The organism is Paenibacillus sp. MMO-58, assembly GCF_037146255.1.
Classification (GTDB): Bacteria; Bacillota; Bacilli; order Paenibacillales; family Paenibacillaceae; genus Pristimantibacillus.
The window spans coordinates 244,704-266,667 of record NZ_JBBCVY010000008.1 but is presented as its reverse complement, the minus strand read 5'-3'; the positions used below and the strand labels follow the sequence as shown (position 1 = coordinate 266,667).

Below are 21,964 nucleotides of genomic sequence, written 5' to 3'. Positions count from 1 at the left end.
AATCAACACCATTATTGAGAACGACTTGTACGATATCAAAATTTTCGTGACCAAGGGCCATGTGTAGAATGTCGTACGAATCATCTATTGCTTCGTCTTTTATTAACCTAAATGGTAGTCCTGCTTTTAAAAGCTGGTCAATCTCGGTAACTTTTCTATTCTCAATAAGTTTCTTAACAAAACCTGCCGAAAGTGTCTTGGCATCAGCACCCTGTTCTGGGGTAGCACCAGCGAAGCTGACACCACCCGCAAAGTAGAATGAAATAATTTACAGTTAGAAATTTCAAACGGTCATTCGTTATAATCAATCCAAACAGTCTGAACCATCCGCTTTTAGGATTTAGCAATAAAAAGCAGCCGATTCCAATCAATTTAAAGGCCATCGGCTGCTTTCTATTTACTTGGGTACTGTTTACCTTGTATAAAAAACCCAGTTATCCAGTTGTCCTCAAAACGGTCAAAACTGACATCCTGATCGAATAGTGACATATTGGATACGAATTCTTTCACACTTTTAGGTAGTTTGACTAAATGATTAACCATCAGTGCGATATCCCGAGTGTAGAGACATGCTTTTACAAAACAACTCCACATGTATATTCAGTGTATTATTTGTGAATCCTTTTATGGAACTGGAGGTATTTAACAAACAATGATCGCATTTAAGAACCCAATTTTAACGTGTATACTTTTATTTACTGTTATGATGTTATTCTTTGATGCTAAAAATAATAAAGCTCAAGGTCTGATAAGAGAAAGTAGATGGGCATATTCATTAGGACTGATTAACTTTATACTTGCGGGCGTGGCTGTGTGGATATGGTTATATTGAGCCGATAAGGAAATAAGAAGTATACTTTTACCCATTCCCCGCAGGTTGGACAATTGGTTTTGGATGGTTCGACATTGCTTGACGGTGAGCAACAATCCATAAGAGATGGACTCCTTAATCGGATTTCCAACTCGTTTAAAAACTTTGCGAAAGAATAAGGTAGAAAAAAAACGCCAACACGAAACGATAATAAGCAAACCAAGACAACTTAAGCCGTTTAATTGCATTTATGAATGTTACTACCGCAATCATTCCGACGACAAAAGAGACAGCCAATCCGACGAGGAACAAACCAAGATCATCGAACGTCAAGAAAGCACGGCTCTTATATAAGTCTAAACCCGAGGCAGCGAACATGATCGGAACGGATACAATAAAGGTAAATTCAGCAACTGCTTTTTGGCTCGTGCCGACCAGTAAACCACCAGAGATAGTGGAACCGGAACGGGAGAAGCCTGGCCAGAGCGCCAAACATTGAAAGACCCCAATGAGAAAAGCTTGTTTGTATGTAATATCGTCCATGGAGTCGGCTGTTACTGGTATACGTACCCTCTCTGCCACGATCATCAAGATCCCGCCAGCTACCAAGCCTATGAGCACAGACCATGGTCCGAATAAATATTGTTTTATAAAATCATGTAGAGCAAGGCCGATAATTACAGCAGGGGCCATCGCCAATCCTACATGAATGATATTGACTCCTGGTCGCTGCAAATATCCAGGTTTAAAATTAAAAAAACGGAGAAAGCGTCGAAAATATAGGACAAAGACAGCGATAACGGCGCCAAGTTGAACAATAATTTCGAATGTTTTGGCTCTTTCTCCTAGGAAGTTAAGCAAATGCGCCGTTAAAATCATATGTCCTGTCGATGATACGGGTAGAAATTCTGTTAATCCTTCCACAACTCCCATAATAATTGCGTTAAAAATGTCATTCATCTTGTATTTCACTCCTATTTTTGGATCTACGAGGCACAGATCAGCTTAACGTATTATTCCTGCAAAGTCTTAGCTTTGTCCGTTTTTGAGAATAGGATGGAGTCGATTATTACGATAACAACGCCGGTAAAGATAAATACATCCGACATATTAAAAACAGGGTATTCGATAAATTGAAACTCCAGCATATCGACCACTTCACCATTGAACGCCCGGTCGATGAAATTACCTAGCGCGCCGCCAAAGATAAGCGCCAAACCATAAGACAGCAGTTTTTTCTCACGGTATACTTTGCGCAAATAAATAACGATGCCAACTAAGACAATGGATGTCAGCACAACGAAGAATAGACGTTGGTTTTGCAGAATACCAAAGGCCGCTCCGCGATTCCGAATCGAAGTAAATCCAATGAGTCCTGGTATGAACGATACCTTTTGATCAATCGTCATGTATGTCGCGACAATCCATTTCGTCACTTGATCAACGAGGAATGCAAGAAGTGCGACAATATAATAACGTAACATCCTGTAGCTCCTTTTCAGTGAAAAGCCAGGGGCATCAGCCCCTGACTTTCCGCAATCTCATTCCGTTCAATGTAACTAACAAAGTTGCGCCAACGTCCGCAAGGATCGCGATCCACAGCGTTAACCAGCCGGGGATGACTAGAGCAAGAGCCGCAGCCTTGATGACCAAGGAGAAGGTAATATTCTGTTTGATGATATGCAAGGTTTTACGGCTGAGCTTTATCGTAAACGGCAATTTATTTAAGTCATCCGCCATGAGCGCGATATCCGCGGTCTCGAGCGCGGTATCCGTTCCGGCTCCGCCCATTGCGATACCGATGTTGGCACTGGCTAGAGCAGGAGCATCATTAACGCCATCGCCAACCATGCCTACATGATCGCTGTTTTTCAAGTCCTTGATGGCCTCCAGCTTGTGCTGGGGCAGCAATTCCGCTTTCACTTCGCTAATTCCGACTTGCTTCCCGATCGCCTCACCTGTGGCTTTGTTATCGCCTGTGAGCATGATGGTTCGCTTCACGCCAAGGTCATGCAGCTTGCGAATCACAGCACGGCTGCTTTCACGAACCTCGTCAGCGACAGCAATCAGCGCAGAGGCTTCTTGCTCGGTTCCGAGCACCATGACGGTTTTACCTTGCTTCTGCAAGCTTTCAATTTGATCGGAAAGTTGTGCGTTCAGGCCGCCTTGCAGTAGCTCTTCAAACAACCGAGGACTCCCGATGTAATAGGTCTTGCCTTGTACTACCGCTTTTGCGCCTTTCCCTGTAATCGAGGAGAAGTCCTGTGCTTCCCACCGGGTTAGACGGATATTCGCTTCATCCGCTTTACGGACAATCGCCGAGGCGAGCGGGTGCTGCGACCATTTTTCGATGCCAGCTGCGATGCCGAGAAATTCTTGTTCATCTTGACCATTCAGCATCACAATGTCGGTGACGGCTGGTACTCCTTTGGTCAATGTTCCCGTTTTGTCAAACGCAATAACAGAAAGTTTTCCCGTCTCCTCCAAGTGAACGCCGCCCTTGATCAATACGCCGTTTTTCGCCGCATTACCGATCGCGGTTACGATCGAAACCGGCGTGGAAATAACGAGCGCACACGGACATCCGACGACTAGCAGTGCCAAACCCTCATAAATCCATTTACTCCAATCTCCGTTAAACAGCAGAGGAGGTATTACCGCAATGCCGAACGCCACGAGCATAATGCTTGGGGTGTAATATTTGGCGAAGCGGTCAACGAAAGCCTGTGAAGGCGCTTTTTCCGCTTGTGCTTCTTCCACTAAATGAATGATTTTGGCGATGGTGGTATCATCGACCCGCTTGGTAACCTCAACTTCAAGAAGCCCTTCTTCGTTCAATGTGCCCGCGTACACTTCGTCGCCGGCCGTTTTTGCAACCGGCACGGACTCACCCGTAATGGCCGCTTGGTTAACGGCTGAATTGCCTTTGATGACTTTCCCGTCCATTGCCAATTTCTGGCCCGGTTTGACAATCATGATATCGCCGATTTGAATGTCATCAACGGGGATCTGCATTTCCTGCGTTCCCCTACGGATCGTGGCTTCTTTCGGCGCCACACCCATCAAGGAACGGATGGACTGACGCGCTTTCTCCATGGAGAATTTCTCAAGCGCTTCGCTGATCGCAAACAACATGACGACGATTGCGCCTTCAGCCCATTCGCCGATAACGGCTGCACCGATAATCGCCACTGTCATTAGGGTGTTCATGTTGAAATTGAATCGGACGAGACCTTTGAAACCTTTGATAAATAATTCGTATCCGCCAACAACAATGGCGAGTCCAAACAAGACAAGCCCGAGCGAATTTTCCTTGCCTACAACGTAACCAGCGATGATAAGGAGGGCGGACAATACACTCGTCATCGTCTCTTTACGTTTCCATAACGGAACACGTTCGACTTCCCGTTTTTCTTTCTCCGGATAAACCTTTAGCCCTTCAAATGCACCGGCTTTTTCCAAATCCGGAATGCTGGCTTCACCATATACGGTCAGTTTGGATGCTCCAAAGTTAACCTGAGCTTTATCAACCTTAGGCAGCGACTGTACATTTTTTTCGAAGGTTGCGGCACAATTTGCGCACGTAAACCCTTGAACACGATAAACGCTTTTTTTCTCTATGCTCATTTCTTCTGATCTATTTTCCAATTAAAGCACCCTCTTTCTGTTGTTCAATGGCCAGACGAATGAGTTGCTTAAGCTGTTCATCTTGAAGAGAGTAAAAAACCAGCTTTCCCTCTTTGCGATAATTTGCAATTCCCATATTGCGCAGCAGGCGCAGGTGATGAGATGCGGTAGCCATGGTGGAACCGATAATGTTCGCCACGTCACAAACGCATAATTCGTGCTCTTCACATAAGGCATAAGCGATCATCATTCTCGTCTCGTCGGCTAAAACCTTGAAAATCTTGATCATGGAATGAATATTTTGTCCTTCAAGCGCGTGTTGTACCTTTCGGACTTTCGCTTCGTCATAACAATAAATCTCACACGAATCCTTTTCTTTTTCGCTCATGCTCTCACCTCTTCAATCAAACCTATCCTTGATTATTATCATAAACAATTTTATTTATACAATCAAATGAAAATTTGATTGAAGAATATAATGCTGGGGGTTGTCCATCGGAGTTAGTTCAACGAGGGTAGGAGAAGAAAAAGATACTCGAAAATACAGAGTTCCTAATTTGTTTTTGGAATTGGAACTTCCCACAATATGAACTATTTATTGTACCTGAAATGGACATTAGATATACTTGTTTCAAATCATTTGTTCCGGTTCTGACCATTTTAGGAACTTTACTCGGAGGGGATCATATGAAGCGAAATTGGGAGCTGGAGGAGTTAATTGAGGATTTTACATTTCTTCCAAATGAAATGCAGCAAGTCGGTAATAAGTCGGGGGAGACTCGGTTGGGGTTTGCTGTTCTGTTTAAGTTTTTCCAATATGAAGCGCGATTCCCATTCCATAAATTCGAAGTGCCCAAAGCAGTCATTCAATACATAGCAAAGCAGATCGAGGCACCGGCAGAGCTGTATGCACAATACGATTGGGCCGGTCGCTCCATCACCTACCATCGAACACAAATCAGGGAGTTCTTTGGCTTTCGTGAGGATACCATCAATGATGCTGAAGAGGTAATCGATTGGCTATGCAAAAATGTGTTATTTCAGGATCACGACTTCGAACATTTGGTTGAGACCGTATACCGGCGATTTCGGGAGATGAAAGTTGTACCGCCTACGCCTGATCGCATCGAGCGACTTATCAGAGCCGCAATCCGTAAATATGAGGAGCAATTTTTCCAAGCCACACTGGAAAATCTGCCTACAACGTCTTTGTCTAAATTGGATTCACTTGTAGATAGTATCGCATTTCTGGATGAAGATCAGGACGGTTCAAGCAGCGACGAGGGACTTCTTTCTTTTCAAGAGCTGAAGGCTGATCCGGGCAAACCAGGTGTCGTAAGTGTATTAAGAGAAGTACGCAAGCTGCGAACGATTCGAAATCTGGAACTTCCGGATGATCTGTTTCGTGAAATTCCTCTTAAAGTATTGACCAAGTACCGGCAGCGGACCGCAACAGAGGATCTCCGGGAACTTCGCCGCCATCCTGTTCCTATCCGTTATACACTGTTGGCCGCCTTCTTCTGGCTAAGAAGTATGGAGATAACGGACAATTTAATCGAGCTGCTCATTCAAATCGTCCATCGGGTAGGAGTACGGGCAGAACGCAAAGTCGAAAAGGAAATCCTGAATGACTTACGCAAGGTAAGCAATAAGTATGGCATTTTATTCAACATGGCGCAGTCCGCCGTCAATAATCCGGACGGAGTAATTCGTGATGTTATTTTCCCGGTCGTTAATGAGCAAACATTACGGGATTTGATAAAAGAATTCAAACACACCGGACCGGCTTACCGGGAGAAAATCCATACCATTATTCGGGCTTCCTACGGGAGTCACTACCGCCGTATGGTTCCTGAAATATTAGGCATCCTGGATTTTCGATCAAACAATGAAGTGCATCGGCCAGTGATTCGAGCGTTGGAGCTGGTCAAGAAACATTCAGATACTGGCCATCATTATTTGCCGATGTCCGAAGAAATCCCCGTTGATGGTGTGATCCGAACTGTTAATAAAGAAATCATTGTAGAGAAGGACGAGAAAGGCCAAGAGCGGATTAATCGGATGAATTATGAAATAAGTGTCCTGCAAGCTTTACGGGAAAAGCTTCGTTGTAAGGAAATATGGGTGGTCGGAGCGAACCGGTACCGGAATCCGGATGATGACTTGCCAACAGACTTCGAGGAACGGCGGGAAGAAAATTATAAGGCTCTAAAGCAGCCGCTAGATGCGGAAGCATTCATTGCAACGTTGAAGCAGGCCATGAAAGACGGATTAGAAAAGCTTGATACCGGTCTCCAGAAAAACCTCAAGGTCCGGATCACGGAAAAGGGGAACGGTTGGATTGGCTTATCTCCGTTAGATCCACAAGCAGAGCCGGTCAACCTATCGCGGATAAAATCTGAGATGTTACGCCGCTGGCCGATGACGAGCCTCTTGGACATTTTAAAAGAGGCCGATCTCCGTGTTGGATTTACAGAAAAATTCAAGACTGTTGCAGTACGCGAAGCGTTAGACCGAGATACGCGGCAAAAGAGACTTATCCTATCCCTTTATGGTCTCGGGACGAATACTGGTTTAAAACGTGTGAGTGCTGGTGAGCATGGAGAAAGCTACAAAGACTTGCTGTACGTCCGGAGGAAATTCATTCATAAGGACAATCTTCGAAACGCAATTTCCGAAGTAGTGAATGCCATTTTTCGTGTTCGGATGCAGGATATTTGGGGTGATGCTACGACTTCCTGTGCATCTGATTCTAAAAAGTTTGGTGCATGGGATCAAAATCTGATGACGGAATGGCATATCAGGTACCGTGGCCGCGGAGTAATGATATACTGGCACGTTGAGAAGAATTCGACATGCATTTACTCGCAACTCAAATCTTGCTCCTCCTCTGAAGTCGCTGCCATGATGGAAGGATTGCTTCGTCATTGCACCGAAATGGAGGTCGAGAAGAATTACGTGGATTCACACGGCCAGAGCGAGGTTGCGTTCGCATTTTGTTACCTTTTGGGCTATCAGCTCATGCCACGGCTCAAAGCGATTCATTCGCAAAAACTTTACCGGCCCGAACCAGGCATGACAGATGCCTATCCGAATTTGCAACCGGTGCTGACCCGCCCAATTAACTGGGAGTTGATTCGGCAGCAATATGATCAAATGATGAAGTACGCTACGGCTCTGCGACTTGGAACCGCCGAAACTGAAGCCATCTTGAAACGATTTACCCGAAATAATTTAAAACATCCGACCTATCAAGCTTTGGGAGAACTCGGTAAAGCAGTCAAAACGATATTCCTGTGCGATTACCTGCACTCGGAGGAGCTGCGCCGAGAGATCAATGAAGGCTTGAATGTTGTGGAAAATTGGAACTCGGCCAATAGCTTTATCTTTTACGGCAAAGGTGGAGAAATCTCTACCAACCGGTTAGAGGATCAAGAGCTGGCCGTATTGTCTCTTCACCTTCTGCAAAACTGCCTGGTGTACATCAATACCATTATGCTTCAAAGCATCCTATCCGACCGTAAATGGTTCGATATGATGACTCCGGAAGACTTACGGGCGCTTACCCCGCTGATCTACACGCACGTAAACCCTTATGGCACATTTAGGCTGAACATGAGTGAACGCCTTCCGTTGGAAGAAGGTGTTATTGCGTGAGTGAAAGACGCATATCCCCGAAACGCAAAGCGAAGGAGCTAGCGAAGTATCTCCGGGGGGAACGGCCAGATTATGCCTATCTCAAAAGCCTGTTTCAGCATCTCCGAGCAGAGCTGGAGGTAGCGGTTCCAAAAACAGCGAAGAAGCTCCCCTATGTACCTACAGAAGAGGAGCTTAAGCGCTACTACGATGTGGTTTGGCAAGCGAAGAACTTTCAAGACATGATGATCGTCAAGACGCTGCTATATACCGGCGTTCGGGTAAGCGAGCTGATCAATATCAAGTTATCTGATGTTGATTTCCATTACTGCCAAATTCGAATTAATAAGGGCAAGGGGAGCAAGGATCGCATAGTACCTTTCCCTCAATCGTTCAAGGAAATGCTGGCCATGCACGCTGATTCAATGAAAAAGAAGCAGGCGGTTTACCTGTTCGAATCATCGTGGAAGAAAAAATATACGGATCGGGGAATACGAAAGATTCTGGCTAAATATTCGGAAGAAGCTGGTCTTGTACAAATTCTATCGCCGCATAAGCTGCGACATTTCCTTTTGACCTGGCTTAAAAAGCAAGGCATTGATGACGCACTTATACAGCCATATTCGGGCCACGAAAGCCGTAAGTCGTTGGAAGTCTATTCAAAGCTGGCAATCACAGATGCCCAGCAGGAGTACAACGAGGTCATCAATAGATTCCCCATTTAATAACATCTATTTTGCGGGTGGTGTCAGCTTCGCTGGTACTACCCGCGGTAAGCAGAAGATGGTTCATTGTTTACCCACATCGAATGTATTTCTGACGGACATGAATAAACCTTACTGGAAAAGCAAATACCTCTTTGCCAGAAGGATAATCAGATGAAATACACTAGGCTTCAAGAATGAGAAGCATGAATGTATCATTTTACTTTTATTCAATATACGTGTAAACACGCATGTCTAGCGCCTGCCCTTGCGACATTCGCTTCACCGGCGATCTCTGCAACGTTATCTCGTTACGCAATCTTTACTTTCGTTCGATCGCCGTGGACTTACTTACGGCATCCGCTGCCTGCAACACCCACAGCAGCCAAGCTCTGATCCCGCTTCATCCATCCACGTATCTAGCCCGTTTGTACATGAGCCATCTTATCGCGCACTTAAGTTTACCCGTTTACTGGACCTGCTGCTTCACGCCTCTTCTTGCCACTTTCCACTTTATTTACTTCTTTTAGCAATCCCGTTCCGACCATGTTTTGATTTTGCGCGTGTGCGCGGCGGCCGCCCCGGCGGACGGAAACTGCAACTTGATCCGGATTAAGGAGCAGGGAGGTGGTCTGCGACTTGGTGAAGAATACCCCAAAGGATAAACACGGATATAGGAGGAGGGTTGAAATCTGCAACTAGATATAAATCTAGGTACAGAGTGAGTAGAAAAGATGGTCGGAAGGGGATAGAAGAAGAGAAAGGGAAGCGGAGACTATAGAGCCCCACATGCGTGTTTACAAGTATATTGTTTGCGAGTGGTTGTGGTATAATTAGGAGGGGTGGTTTGAAATTTAGCGCTCTCCCCTGCCAACAGTCTATGTCTATAGGAAGGGACGATTTTATGGGACGTAGTGAAAAGCCTATCGAAAAAGAAGAAGCTCTCGGTTATGTTGTTAAGGTCCAACAAGTCATTGATTTTGTTGTGCTCTCTGAGCTGCAGGATGGCCGTTTATATCAAAGAGAACTTGATGCCCGTATTCTAGCAGCACTCGGCGGAAAAGTTGGCGTAAATGACGCTTACTTAAGCCAGCGTCTTAAAACATTAGCTGAAAAAGGACATGTTACGCGTGAGTGGAGTACGGATAATCGGTATAACCGGTATTATGCGATCACCGATCATGGTCTGGAGTATTTTAAAGAGCTCATGCGAGAATTGCCTGGACGGGTTAAGCGAGCTCAGGAAGTATACAATCAATTTGAAACTTACATAAGTAAATATGATCTGATGGATTTGCGATAGGAGGTAAAGGGAATGGATGAACTGGAATACAAGAGTATAATCGAGCATTTGAGAGCCCCTTTCCCTCCAGGAACGGTTCAAAAACGGGGAGATAATAATCGGGCCTACATTCCGATCCAAGTTTATAATGATCGGGTAGAAACTGCTACATCAGGACGATGGAGCCTAGACATAAAAGATATTCAAATTGATGTGCCTAACGCGTTTGTATGTGTGATTGTCCGGGTAACGATCGGAGAGCATTACCGTGACGGCAAAGGGTTTGCTGTGCTTGATCTTGGAACTGAAGCCAAGAGCAAGACGATTACCAATAAAGTCGATCAAGCTTACTCAGAAGCGCTGCGTGAAGCTCTGGATACATGGGAGATGGGGTGGAAGGATCTTGCTCCTCATTATCAAGCAGAAAGGGATTGGGCCAGTAATCCGGCTCTGCATCATTTAATGCAATCTGTTCCACCAGTCGATGTTACTGGCCAGTCAGCAAAAACAGTTGTTCGACATGAATGTAATATCTGCCATCAGCAAATTTCACATGATGATTGGGAATTCTTAAGATCGATACCAGCGATTAATCTTAAAACTATGAAATATTGCTTTAAAGATTTGCCAGGTCATTTGAAGAAAAAAGCACCGGCAGACGTAGTGCTGCGATATGAACAATTAATGAGACAGCAATAGATAAGTACTCTCTAGTAATATTAAGAGCGCAGGATGGTGAGGGGCCACATCCTGCGCTCTTTTCATAGATCTAATCACTGCTCATGCAACTAATTAATGAATGGCCGCAGCCGTTTTTCATTTGAGCTCAATGTTGATTTTTAACGACACAAATGTTCCTACTTTTTTAGAAGTAAAATTTTTATTTAAATTCTTGTTTGAACTATTAACATTATCCTAATGATTCCGTATAAGAGATACATAAGCAGTACAAATGAGACATCACATTAGTCCAGTTTACTTAATTCAGAGATATTACAATTGGGCTTGTCTAAGGAAATGAAACTAATGGGATACGGGGGGAAACAATGTGACTAAATATCAGAATGGAAGTCAACAAATTGGGGAGCTGGGAGAGGCCATTTTTAACTTGCACGCAAGGGAAAAGCTTAATCTCATACCAAACAAAGTGGGGTCTGACTATGGTATAGACTTCAATTGCCAGATCGTCGGTGAAACCTTTGGAAGCAAAAGGTCAATAGTAGCAGAGTTCCTTATGGCTAACGTAAAGAGCTCATCTTATCCGAACCCGACCGCAACACTGGAACAATCTGATCTGGAATTCAGTTTAAAAACTTCACAACCACTTGTATTCATCCTGGTTAATGTGAATACAAAAGAAGTTTATCATCGCTTCCTTGACGAAGATTTAATAACAATGTTCCATGATAGGCTAATGAAAGGGAAGAAGTCTTTAAGTCTAAATAGCAAAATAATGAGTAAAGATCCCGACAATTTTACAGAGCAGCTTACTCTTGTTAATACACGCAAGTATCAAAACAAGCTGGGTTTAATGAAGGCACGCCTTGGCCTTGAAAAAATAATTGGGAAGACTCGCCTTGATATACACCAAACGGAAGATGGCAGCATTGCAATTGTTGAAGTTGACCAATTAGAAAACCTCTTTGAGAAAACTCATGCGCTATTTCCACATGTCAGAGTATCTTTCCTTGCACATGATCTCGATAAGTTGGAACTACCTCGTGACGCATTTAAAGATGTCTCTGCTAATCTTGACGACATAGCCGATCACGCTTCACTTGTTGCTCCCATCCATAATGATGTAGTTCAGTTGTCATTATGCCGCAATGGAAGAGAAGTAATGTCCTGTAATTGGGAGTTTAGATGGTTTGGAGACGAAATGGCATATTATCATCCGAGTGGGTTAAGCCTAGTCTTTTCGCAGAGAAGAAGGGGGGATGATGATCACTATCACCACCACATGGAAATTATTTTCTCTGAAAAGAATGCAAATAGTCTGTTTGAGCATCCCGATATTGTGCTCTTTCTAGGCAGAATGAGACCTGGCGACACCATAAAGAGTTCGCTTAGTAATGCGGAATTTTCGTTTGTTGACTATTGGCCGGACCTTCTTCAAATCACTGAAATTATTAAAGTCATCCCCAACATCTACAACAAGCTCGATATAGAACCTATTGTTCAGTTGAGACACTTGCAGGAGCGGGATATTGCTTGTACGTATCTGATTATCAACCAATTCGTACAAAAGACAAAATCAATAATCGGATTTGTTGTCGGAAATGAGGACATTGACATTTCCGTTTATAGGGTTATGAAGACAGTGATGGTATGTCCGTTTATTGTTACTTTGCCTGAGGGTCAATTTCTACTGAAAATAAAATATGACGGCGAAGTATTGTATAGTGAAACCCCCGATCAGATAGTTGGAGTCAAGTCAGCTAAAAATCCAATTGTCATTTCGTGTACACCAATAGAGATTCCTGGTTTTAATGGACCCGCTCTACTAGTAATACCTGATAAAGTCGCAATTATTTATTCAGGCTATCAAGAGCCGGAATCAATAAAGAATCCTTTGAATGAAGGTTTAGCATTTATAAATTAACTATATAAGATCCAAACACTGGGTTATCGTGAATGCTTACGATAACCCTAATTTGTATTAAAACTTGCTGCAAAACAATCTTCTGAAGAAGCGTGTCAGTGGCCAGTTCTCATTATTCCTCAGACCCGCTTCAGCTGCGAAATAAGGAAAGACAAGAAACGGTAGAGTAGCAGGTCAATCTTTGCTGATTAACTTTATATTTGTATAAGGGACGAATCCCGCTCTCTAAATGATTTTTGTAGGAACATTTATGTCGTTAGAATGGTTGAATCTAAGGACACAAAAGTGAGTTCTTTGTATCCAAACGACACAAATTTTGTAGCATTCCGGTGATTAACAATGCTTTAATTTATCCGTGCAGCAGTAAACACGCCTATGTTTATTTACTTTGTTCTACTGTTCGATATATTTCCTTTATGCTTCTTCCATTCAAATAAAACGTACTTTCTGCAAACTCATATTCGAACTGAGGTATTATTTGTAACGCAGTATATTTCAGCGAAGTTTCGTTGTGATCAATTATTCTTGTATGGAAATGTTCTATAAATTGTGAGATATCGGGTCTAACTTTTGCAATATTAGCGAGTGGATTACCTCTGTTAAATTCTTTTCTGAAGATATCTTCGACTTTTACATCTGCTGTATTTAATGATTCTGTAATAACGTAATCAGGAAGATATTCACTTTCTCTATTTTCATACAATTGTTGATTAACGGTAAGATCCAATATAGTAAATGGAGGTGCCACAATCCAAGTATGTCCTCCCAACCATTGTTCATTGAACCCAATCGGTCTAAAGTAGGTAGGTGTGTATGAAGAATGATCAATCTTAAATGCCCCTCTTATACCATAGTTCCAAAAACCATGCATCTCTAACATTTTACCCAACAACCAGGTCATTTGAAGACATTTGCCTTTAGCACCATCTTTCACAAGTTCCGCATGTAAAAACGCAAATATACGAGGGATCTCTTTTCTTGCGACTTCGAAATATTCCTCCGTGTAAGGCTGGTCTCTAACGAACTTTGCATATTCCACTAAATATTCAGGGTTCCGAGATTCAATTGCAATGAATTTGGGGTGACTATAGAACCCAGGTGTATCGATGGGTATAGAATGAGAAATAAAATCATTTTTGATTCGTTCAAATTCATTATTATATTGGAATGTTTGAAATTCTTTATTTAAGCAACATATCTTGTATTTCTTTCCACTACCGCAAATACATAGATCATTACGCCCCAGTTCTTTAACCATAAGATCCCCCTTTACAAATTAAGACCATAGGTTATCTTACTAACTGGAAATAAAAATAATGCCGCCTTATCGTTTTCCAATTAATGTTGTAGTCGATCACTCCGCCTATAAGTGTCGGCATCCGAGTATTGAAATAGTTACCGAACAAAAAGAAAATGACGTGGATGACATTTAAATATTGGTTTAAGATCAACCAAAAGAATTTATAAAGGGAACACTGGCAGCAAGCAACTGAACTTTGATCGGCTACTTGTTTTATTGCATTTTATTGTCTTATTTATTCAGGCATTCACATTTGTGTCGTTTATGAACTGACATTCGTGTCGTCAGAATGGTTGACCGTGGTTAAAGAAATGGGTGAATAATATGACTTGGAGTTTTGATGTATATATATTAATATGTATATATACATATATACATATTAACAGGAGGCGACATCTTGGAAGACTTTATTCATAGGGCTCTCGGCGATGGTGGTCATCTTGCCAAGCTTGTTAAAGGATATAGCCCTCGATCGCCACAGATACTGATTTCAACCAAGGTAGGTAATGCTCTTGAGCAAGGAAGACATTTACTTGCAGAGGCCGGCACAGGAACCGGTAAATCCCTTGGCTATTTGATACCTGCAGCGAAGTGGGCCGTGAGTAATAATAAAACCGTGATCATCTGTACACATACGATTCCGCTCATGACACAGATAGTTAACGAGGAGCTGCCGCGTGTTGCTCAAATTATGAAAATGGAGAATCAAAAGCTGAAATATCAGCTCGTTAAAGGTAAGGCACACTACATTTGCCAAACTAAATTGGAAGCCTTATGGCAGGATACCCTTCGCAACAACAACGAGGAATCAAAAATGATACAGCGCATCTCAAGAAAGGTTAGTCAAGAAGGAATAGCTGATCGTACAGAGCTTGGTTTTGATGTTGATGATCGACTATGGAGTAAAATATCCGCCTCCAATTGTCCTGCCCTTAAAAAGCCAGATAACTGCATGCTTGAAGATTTGAAAGAGAAAATGCAAAAGGCTCACATCATCGTCACAAACCATGCTTTCTTCTTCAGCGATCTAATTATGCGTAAGAAGACGGGGAATGGATCACTTCCTGCCTACGACGCCGTTATCTTTGATGAAGCTCATGAGATAGAAGATACTGTGGGCAATATCTTTGAGAAACAGGTGTCTATTGAGCAGTTTGAGAAACTCTTTGAATTTCTATTCAAGAAGGAATCTTTTGCTGATCTCGATCAAGGTACGCAAATCGAACTCACGCAGCTGCGACAGGATTTTCAAATGAAGCTCGACGAATTATACGGAAAAATCGCTCTCGGTATGAACAACGAAGCCTTTAAATTACTGGATAACAAAATCGATGTCTATGAATGCTGCCAGGCTATGACCGCCTTCATCGAAAGAACAAAAAGTCTTAATATCCGCGGCATTTCCGATGTCCTTGACCGGCTCTTTGAAGGAAACGATAACCTGGATTTTATCGGAGAGAATGAAAAGAAGTCTTGGGGGTATTGGGTCACAGTCAAGGATAGAGGATCCGTTACCTTGCATGCAGCTCCGCTCTTTCCAAAAGTTGTTCTTGCTTACGGACTGTTTGACCAAGTTCCCGTGATACTCGCTAGTGCCACCATGTCAACGAACGGCACATTTTCATTTTTTGCCGGCAGGGTAGGGGTTAAGGATTATGACAGTGTGATGGTTGGTAGCCCATTTGATTACGAGAACAAAACGATGATTATCTGTCCGAGTGATGCACCTAATCCAGATAGCCCTGCATTTATCTCATATACCGCAGAAAAACTTGAAGAGATCCTTATGTTCTCCGGCGGACGTATGTTAGTACTTTTTACAAGCTTCGATACAATGAACACGGTAGCTAAGGGTTTTCAAAGACATTGTGAAGAACGTGGGTATCATCTACTTACCCAATTTCCAGGCTGTGATCGTGAGAAGATCGTTCATCAGTTAAAGACGAATCCACGGACCATTGTCTTTGGATGTACTAGCTTCTGGACTGGTGTAGACGTTGCCGGCGATGCCTTAACAACGCTCGTTATCCCTAAGCTACCGTTTCCGATGCCGAATGAGCCTCTTATGCAGGCACAAATTTCCTTAATTGAGAAGGCCAATAGAAGTAGTTTCTTTGATTTCATGTTCCCTAAAATGATGATTAAGCTTAAGCAGGGGTTTGGCAGGCTTAATCGTTCCATTTATTGTCAAGGCGCTGTCATTATTTTAGACAATCGAATTCGTACAAAACGGTATGGAAAAATGATCATCAAGAGTCTTCCAAAGTGTAAGTATTCCGATACCGTTGACGATATGATCTACATTCTACCAACCTAAAAGGAGACGATTCGTTATGATGGGAAAATCCCACTTAGTTATTAGCACAGGTCTTACACTTTCTGTCCTTGGCTTGACTGGCCAGTCGATTACGCTGCCTCTCATCGCTGTCACGGCTATAAGCGCTCTCTTACCAGATATCGACGAGCCCAATTCTTTGCTTGTTTCTCGTGCGCTTCCTAAGAATTTTCTACAATATCTTCAAGGATTACTGGTGTTGCTTAGTCTCGCAGTATTCTTCTTCGGACAAGCCTTTACGCCTTGGAATATGGTTATCGCGGCTTTAACGGGACTACTTGCATTCTTGCCATTCCGTTCCATGCGTAAGGTTGTAATGATCGTCATAGGAGGTTGTTTAATTGCATTCGCACCATTATTTGTGCCGTGGTGCTACATTATAGGAAGTTTGTTAATTGTCTGCGCACTTCTGCCACATCGTGGACTTACACATACGGTTTACGGGTTACTGGTATGGGCAGGGATCCTATACTTTACTTTAGAATCCTATGATCAAAATATTTGGTTAGCCGGCGGCCTATCCTACATGCTCCACTTACTCGCAGATTCACTTACTAATCATGGTATTAGACCACTCCCGCCTTTTAAATGGCGCTTACGCATTGATTTGATGAGTACTGGTACATGGAAAGGCTCCATTGTAGAAGGTGTCTTCATAGCTCTCACGATCGTTGCTGTATGGTCCGTATTCATCCAACATCTTGAGCTATAGCGGATTCACATCGAAAGGGGATTTATATGTATTTAGATCTAATTAATAACCAGCTCATTAAAAATTTCTATTTAACGATTAAACAGAAGTTTTCCTTAACCAATCGAGAACTGGATGTACTGGTGGCGTTATCTATAAAAGGTGGTAGCAATCGTGAGTTAGCAGATACTCTTGGGATTGCAGAGAAAACAATCAAAAATCACATCTCGAACTTGCAAGCAAAATTAAATGCTCACTCGAGTAGAGAAATTCAGGCTGTAGTATTCCGAGAGACTTTACTGCCGGTATTCGTCCTTGGTCATGAGAACAAGCAGAAAGGACGACGTAAGAATGGGATTGCTTTTTCAGTCTAATAAAAGAGTAGCGGAAGCAAAAGGTATCACTGATCCGCAGCTGCGTAATCAAGAACTGCAGGCCATTGCGAGACAATATAGTATTAATCCGCCAGCTACTACTAATCTAAAACCACAATCCAAACCCTTACCATCTTAATAAAAAGCGCCCGCTTCATCTGGGCGCTTTTTCCTTTATAACGGGCATTTTCTATGCTATACTACTAACATTACGTTATTCTTTTATTTATTATCTTCGTCGTTACTTATTCGATGAAGAGCAAGTTATGTCGGCTTATTGCTGTCAAATTCAAATTAGGATGTAAATCTACCGGAAAACATTAGTATGCCTATTTAGGCGTGCTTTTTTTGTTTTCCGGTTTTTTTGTGTCCAAAAAAGAGGAGGAAGTTAGAAAGATGCACCTTAATTTGGAGACCTTTAAATCAAACTTAGAACCTATCTCGACGGAAGAATCGCCTTATTCAGATGGTCTTTTCCGTGCTATTGATGCTGCGCACAATTATACCAAAAGCAGTTCAGTGGATTGGGGCTCATTTACTTTACAGGAAGCCAAACAAGCACTCGACCATGCTTTAGGCTATGTAGATTCAGAAGCTGTCGATGACATCGACCTAAGTGGTATGGAGAGTTGGAGTGAGGAGAGAAAGCGGATGGCGACATTTCCAAATGAGAAAAACGCGATTCATCAATTTCTTCATTCTTGTGAGGCGATTCTAAAATTGAAAAAGATTCCCCCTCTTCCTATAGATGAGGGCGATTTTTTTTAAGGGAGCGTGAGGTAATTGGAAAAATCGTATTTGTGTGCTGAACAGGTTTATCAGATGCAAGCGGTTTATGATGGAATGGTGATGGTCAAGATTGCACATGATGCTGGCTGCGATGTGAAGACAAATCCGATTACGTATTATGTGTATGAGTTTGGCTACCAAGGATCCGTTTTTGAAAACTGTTTAAAGCTCATGTTTGAAGAGCTCACTATGCATGAAGGGGAAAATGAAGAAGGTATGCCTGTCACAACTTACCGTTTAGTTTTTCCGGAACTGCTTGAGTTTTTCAGATTAATCTCTCCGTCAGAGAAAGACCACATTGTAAATCGACTGAATGCACTAATGGGTCATTCAGACGACTATTTTTGTGAATTTGAGATGGAAGGATTCATAGCTGAAAACTGTATTCACTTTACGCTAACGGAGTCCTATGGCATTTATTCAGAAAAACTTCAGTGTCTTGCTGCTGTTAGAAATGAAGTTTTAATGGAAATTCAAAAAAGAAAGATGAGACTTATTCAAAATTTGAAGAATCTCGTCCTACTTAAAACCGTCTATGACCACTTCGGTGTAAAGATCGAAGTACCGCTTGATGAACAGGAACATGTTATTTGTCATTTGATTAATGCGCAGCTAAAGCTTGATGTAGAAGCGGATGCTGCACTAACTTATGACACGATGTCCCAGTTGTTCAGCACTTTTATAGACCATAAGGATAATCAGATTGATAAAGGGGAAGAGGCAGCATGACAAATAAGGTTGATCAAAAAATGGAAACCGGTATAAAAATGGTGATTACTCTTGCAGAACATAGTTTACCGGTCATTGAAGAGTATTCGAACGGAGTACGAATGGCATCGGGCCAATACTCAAGTGAGAGTGTCGTACAAGCTATTCTTCTCTCAATGGGAACAATAAATAACAGGACACCTATCCTACCTCGAAATGCTCTTTTTTATGCAGAGGGACCTGGAATGCGTTTCTGCGTTATTGAAATGCCTGCGCAAACACGGAAGGCCTTCTATCACGAAGCTGAAATAAAGGCTGTTCCTTTTCCGCGGCTTCTCTTTGGATTCAAGTTATATGCAGAGCAAGAACAATTCAAGATTACAGATGTAATGGTAGCTGCGTTAGAGAGTGATACGATCGTTTCAGATGAGGCTAAAGTATATTTCTACCCCTATACCAATGTAAATAACTCGGTTGATTATCGAGTTTGCTGGGGCGGGACTACCTTACCAAGGCTGAATCACATCTCTCAACTGTCAACGATTCCTGAGCTATTCTTCAACACGCCTAACTCAGATAGCTACTATTCTTCTGCCAACTTAAGTGGTTTGACGTATCGGGAATTGACGAATTCCTTAACAGGATTAGCTTTTCCGGATTCGATCTTAAAACCGAGTGGTTTAACACTTAAATCTTGGATTGATCAAATAACTGGTAATTAGTATTTCTTATAAAATTAACTGGAGGTAATCGATATGTCTAATGATAATTATGATTTGTTTACTTATTTTGGTGACTCTTCTTCATTTTCCACTGGTACGACTAGCGATAAAGCAGAGCCCGCTCCTGTAAGCCCTTCTGTAGTAACAGAATCAACTTCAGAAGATCCGAATGGTAAAGAGACAAATGTTGTTTCTTTTTCTTCAAGACGGGGAACGCATATCGATCAAACGAGTACAGTTAAGGATAACGATAGTTGTGAGACAGAGGAGCCGGGAGAAGACGACGAAGATAGAGATGCAATGAGCGATGAACCGATCGAGGATGAATCTGCTGCAAATAAAGCAGAACTTGCCGGCAAGTCATCGATTGCTACCAGTAATTCTACCGCTAAAGGAAAGAAAGAAGAGGAAAAGCCGGTCTTTAATCAAACGACGTACATTTGTTATTCGGGCATGTCTTTGCCGATAACCAAGTATTTCATGGATGATCTGGCCAACCTCACTCTTGAAGATGTGCGTAAACGCTTAGAGAAAGATTTTCCGGAATTGTCTAAGCAACGCACCAAAATGGAATGGGATAAGAGTAAGAATATTATCTGTCCTATGGTAACAGGGGGCAAAAAGGGCTCCTTCTTCAGCCAAGGGCTGAAAGGTTTCTTTTTCCGCTCCAAGGATCTTGCAGAAAATAAACAACCTATTAATATCCTGGCCGCACGAAATGGTTATTTTGAGGTTCGTGAAAATGCGATCGGTGTTTTTGTTTCCAAGCTCGATCAGGTCGATGAGCTGGAAGCATGCCGCGAAGCATTTAAAATGAACCTGCCTAAAATACCAAAAGCAATGTTATGTCAGTTGATCACATTTTTTGCTGATTATTCTGACCAGGATGTTGAAGTAATGGGTGCGTTTTATTGGGATTCTATACGCAACCGATACATTTTAGATGTTCCTCAACAATACGTCACCAAAGTCTCTGTAGATGCCCGTTACAGCGAGTTTCCGCAACATTATATAAAAGTCTGCGAGCTCCATTCACACAATACCATGCGGGCATATTTTAGTTCTATTGATGACAAAGATGAGGTTGCCACAATGCTTTATGGTGTAGCCGGGAGAATGCAGTATATCGATAGTGGAATCTCTTTCGATATGTTAACTCGGGCAGGTGTTGCCGGTCGATTTATTCCAATTGAGCCAGGAATCATCTTTGCCGAGCTGTCGGATGGTCCGATAACTCCTGTTCCTTACCCTAGTGATTGGCAGCAAAACGTTAAAATCGGAAAAGGTAATTAGGAGGTCTCATCCCTTGATCAATTTACTTAAATATCACAAACAAATTCTCTATTACATCGTAATGGTTGGCTGCGGCGGAAACGGCGGGTATGCAGTTCAACGGATTACCAAGATGATGCATGCCTTTACACATGTGCCAAGCTATCTAATGTTAGCCGATCCGGATCAAATTGAAGAAAAGAACCTGCTTAGGCAGCCGTTCGTAAAGCAGGACCTTGCTAAGAAAAAGAGTGAAGTGCTTGCTAACCGGTATGGTGCAACGTATGGTTTAAGAATCGGCTCCTATTCAGATTCGTATATTGAATCTGTTGAGCAACTAGAAAATTTGTTTAACCAAACGGATTATATGCATAAACAAGGCCAACACATTCAAAAGGTGTTGATTGGTGCCGTGGATAATGGATTTTCACGGAAGATCATGGATGATTACTTTCAAAAGTCTGACGATATCATATATATCGACGCCGGCATTGAAGGTGTCTATGTACCTTCCGGTGACCGCTCTCCGGAAGAATGGACAGCGGACGAGCAACAGGAACATATTGAGAGTGGATATTCTGGACAAGTGGTCATTGGCTTGAAGAAAAATGGGAAGGTGCTCCTTCCTCCACTTAATGAGGTTTATCCAATAGATGTGAAAGATGCAATCCCGCCTTCTCATAACTGTGGTCTTGAACCATATCAACCACAGCGCATGATAGCAAATGAAAATGCAGCCTTGCAGATTTCGACAATAGTAAATGAACTTTTTTCTTCAAATAGTATTCTTGTGAATGTAGTAAACTTTAATGCTAGGACAATGCTTTCACGTCCTACGTATGTCGATGAGACGAAGTAACGTTTAAAAAGCAGAGAGGCACAGCTTCTCTGCTTTATTTTATTATTCAGTAAGAGAAGAAGGGTCAAAAGTCTCAATTTTTCATTGACGGCATTAATGATTTGTAATAATATGGTGTTATTACGAAGCAAATGCATTTTTCTTTTCTTTGTCGCTACTATTTCGACAAAGATCAAGTACACCAGATTATGCTATTTATTTACTGGTATTCATATATAAGGCTTATTTAGCCATGGAGACGCTAGACACCCT

The 21,964-nt window shown here is 42.4% G+C and carries 19 protein-coding genes; 14 read left to right on the top strand and 5 right to left on the bottom strand.

Annotated features, from left to right (window positions below; translation table 11 throughout):
* Positions 1–652 precede the first annotated feature (652 nt).
* Positions 653–832: a CLC_0170 family protein gene (locus WFJ73_RS33460; protein ID WP_442955983.1), complete on the top strand. Its 180-nt coding sequence runs from the start codon at positions 653–655 to the stop codon at positions 830–832.
* A gap of 135 nt (positions 833–967) precedes the next feature.
* Here the strand turns inward: WFJ73_RS33460 and WFJ73_RS23285 are convergent, their stop codons facing one another.
* From WFJ73_RS23285 to WFJ73_RS23270, 4 genes are read right to left on the bottom strand one after another with little or no spacing between them, the layout of a single operon-like run.
* A complete protein-coding gene (locus WFJ73_RS23285; RefSeq protein WP_336775351.1) occupies positions 968–1,771 on the bottom strand; it encodes an undecaprenyl-diphosphate phosphatase in 804 nt (267 codons plus the stop codon).
* Positions 1,772–1,824: 53 nt separating this feature from the next.
* On the bottom strand, positions 1,825–2,295 hold the full coding sequence (gene lspA / locus WFJ73_RS23280) for a signal peptidase II (protein ID WP_336775350.1): 471 nt from the start codon (positions 2,293–2,295) through the stop codon (positions 1,825–1,827).
* A gap of 34 nt (positions 2,296–2,329) precedes the next feature.
* Complete coding sequence (locus WFJ73_RS23275; protein WP_336775422.1) at positions 2,330–4,438, bottom strand: heavy metal translocating P-type ATPase; 2,109 nt, start codon at positions 4,436–4,438, stop codon at positions 2,330–2,332.
* A gap of 10 nt (positions 4,439–4,448) precedes the next feature.
* Positions 4,449–4,826, bottom strand: a complete 378-nt coding sequence (locus tag WFJ73_RS23270; protein WP_336775349.1) for an ArsR/SmtB family transcription factor — start codon at positions 4,824–4,826, stop codon at positions 4,449–4,451.
* 299 nt (positions 4,827–5,125) lie between these two features.
* On the opposite strand from WFJ73_RS23270, the gene WFJ73_RS23265 reads away from it, so the two are divergent.
* The 5 genes from WFJ73_RS23265 to WFJ73_RS23245 all read left to right on the top strand — a co-directional run bounded on the left by WFJ73_RS23265 (position 5,126) and on the right by WFJ73_RS23245 (position 12,662).
* Positions 5,126–8,095, top strand: coding sequence for a Tn3 family transposase (locus tag WFJ73_RS23265; protein ID WP_336775348.1), 2,970 nt, complete (start codon positions 5,126–5,128; stop codon positions 8,093–8,095).
* Positions 8,092–8,799, top strand: a complete 708-nt coding sequence (locus WFJ73_RS23260; RefSeq protein ID WP_336775347.1) for a tyrosine-type recombinase/integrase — start codon at positions 8,092–8,094, stop codon at positions 8,797–8,799. The genes WFJ73_RS23265 and WFJ73_RS23260 overlap by 4 nt, the downstream gene beginning before the upstream one ends.
* 826 nt (positions 8,800–9,625) lie before the next feature.
* A complete protein-coding gene (locus tag WFJ73_RS23255; protein WP_336775346.1) occupies positions 9,626–10,081 on the top strand; it encodes a PadR family transcriptional regulator in 456 nt (151 codons plus the stop codon).
* A gap of 12 nt (positions 10,082–10,093) precedes the next feature.
* Complete coding sequence (locus tag WFJ73_RS23250; protein WP_336775345.1) at positions 10,094–10,759, top strand: hypothetical protein; 666 nt, start codon at positions 10,094–10,096, stop codon at positions 10,757–10,759.
* 349 nt (positions 10,760–11,108) lie between these two features.
* On the top strand, positions 11,109–12,662 hold the full coding sequence (locus tag WFJ73_RS23245; protein WP_336775344.1) for a DUF4365 domain-containing protein: 1,554 nt from the start codon (positions 11,109–11,111) through the stop codon (positions 12,660–12,662).
* Between the two features lie 379 nt (positions 12,663–13,041).
* Here WFJ73_RS23245 and WFJ73_RS23240 read toward each other — a convergent pair whose 3' ends face one another.
* Complete coding sequence (locus tag WFJ73_RS23240) at positions 13,042–13,920, bottom strand: SEC-C domain-containing protein (protein ID WP_336775343.1); 879 nt, start codon at positions 13,918–13,920, stop codon at positions 13,042–13,044.
* A 439-nt stretch (positions 13,921–14,359) separates the two neighbouring features.
* Here WFJ73_RS23240 and WFJ73_RS23235 point away from each other — a divergent pair, with 439 nt between their 5' ends.
* The 8 genes from WFJ73_RS23235 to WFJ73_RS23200 all read left to right on the top strand — a co-directional run bounded on the left by WFJ73_RS23235 (position 14,360) and on the right by WFJ73_RS23200 (position 21,712).
* Positions 14,360–16,279, top strand: coding sequence for an ATP-dependent DNA helicase (locus WFJ73_RS23235; protein ID WP_336775342.1), 1,920 nt, complete (start codon positions 14,360–14,362; stop codon positions 16,277–16,279).
* A 16-nt stretch (positions 16,280–16,295) separates the two neighbouring features.
* On the top strand, positions 16,296–17,009 hold the full coding sequence (locus WFJ73_RS23230) for a metal-dependent hydrolase (RefSeq protein WP_336775341.1): 714 nt from the start codon (positions 16,296–16,298) through the stop codon (positions 17,007–17,009).
* Between the two features lie 26 nt (positions 17,010–17,035).
* Positions 17,036–17,362, top strand: coding sequence for a response regulator transcription factor (locus WFJ73_RS23225; RefSeq protein ID WP_336775340.1), 327 nt, complete (start codon positions 17,036–17,038; stop codon positions 17,360–17,362).
* Positions 17,363–17,758: 396 nt separating this feature from the next.
* The gene (locus WFJ73_RS23220; RefSeq protein WP_336775339.1) at positions 17,759–18,130 is read left to right on the top strand and encodes a hypothetical protein; all 372 of its coding nucleotides are present in this window, start codon (positions 17,759–17,761) and stop codon (positions 18,128–18,130) included.
* A 15-nt stretch (positions 18,131–18,145) separates the two neighbouring features.
* Entirely contained in the window at positions 18,146–18,880 is a 735-nt protein-coding gene (locus tag WFJ73_RS23215; protein ID WP_336775338.1) for a hypothetical protein, read from the top strand.
* Complete coding sequence (locus WFJ73_RS23210) at positions 18,877–19,581, top strand: hypothetical protein (RefSeq protein ID WP_336775337.1); 705 nt, start codon at positions 18,877–18,879, stop codon at positions 19,579–19,581. Before WFJ73_RS23215 ends, WFJ73_RS23210 begins: the two co-directional genes overlap by 4 nt.
* Positions 19,582–19,614: 33 nt before the next feature.
* Positions 19,615–20,874 carry a hypothetical protein gene (locus WFJ73_RS23205; RefSeq protein ID WP_336775336.1) on the top strand — a complete coding sequence of 420 codons (1,260 nt, stop codon included), beginning with the start codon at positions 19,615–19,617 and terminating at the stop codon, positions 20,872–20,874.
* 13 nt (positions 20,875–20,887) lie between these two features.
* The gene (locus tag WFJ73_RS23200; protein WP_336775335.1) at positions 20,888–21,712 is read left to right on the top strand and encodes a ThiF family adenylyltransferase; all 825 of its coding nucleotides are present in this window, start codon (positions 20,888–20,890) and stop codon (positions 21,710–21,712) included.
* The last annotated feature ends 252 nt before the right edge of the window (positions 21,713–21,964 follow it).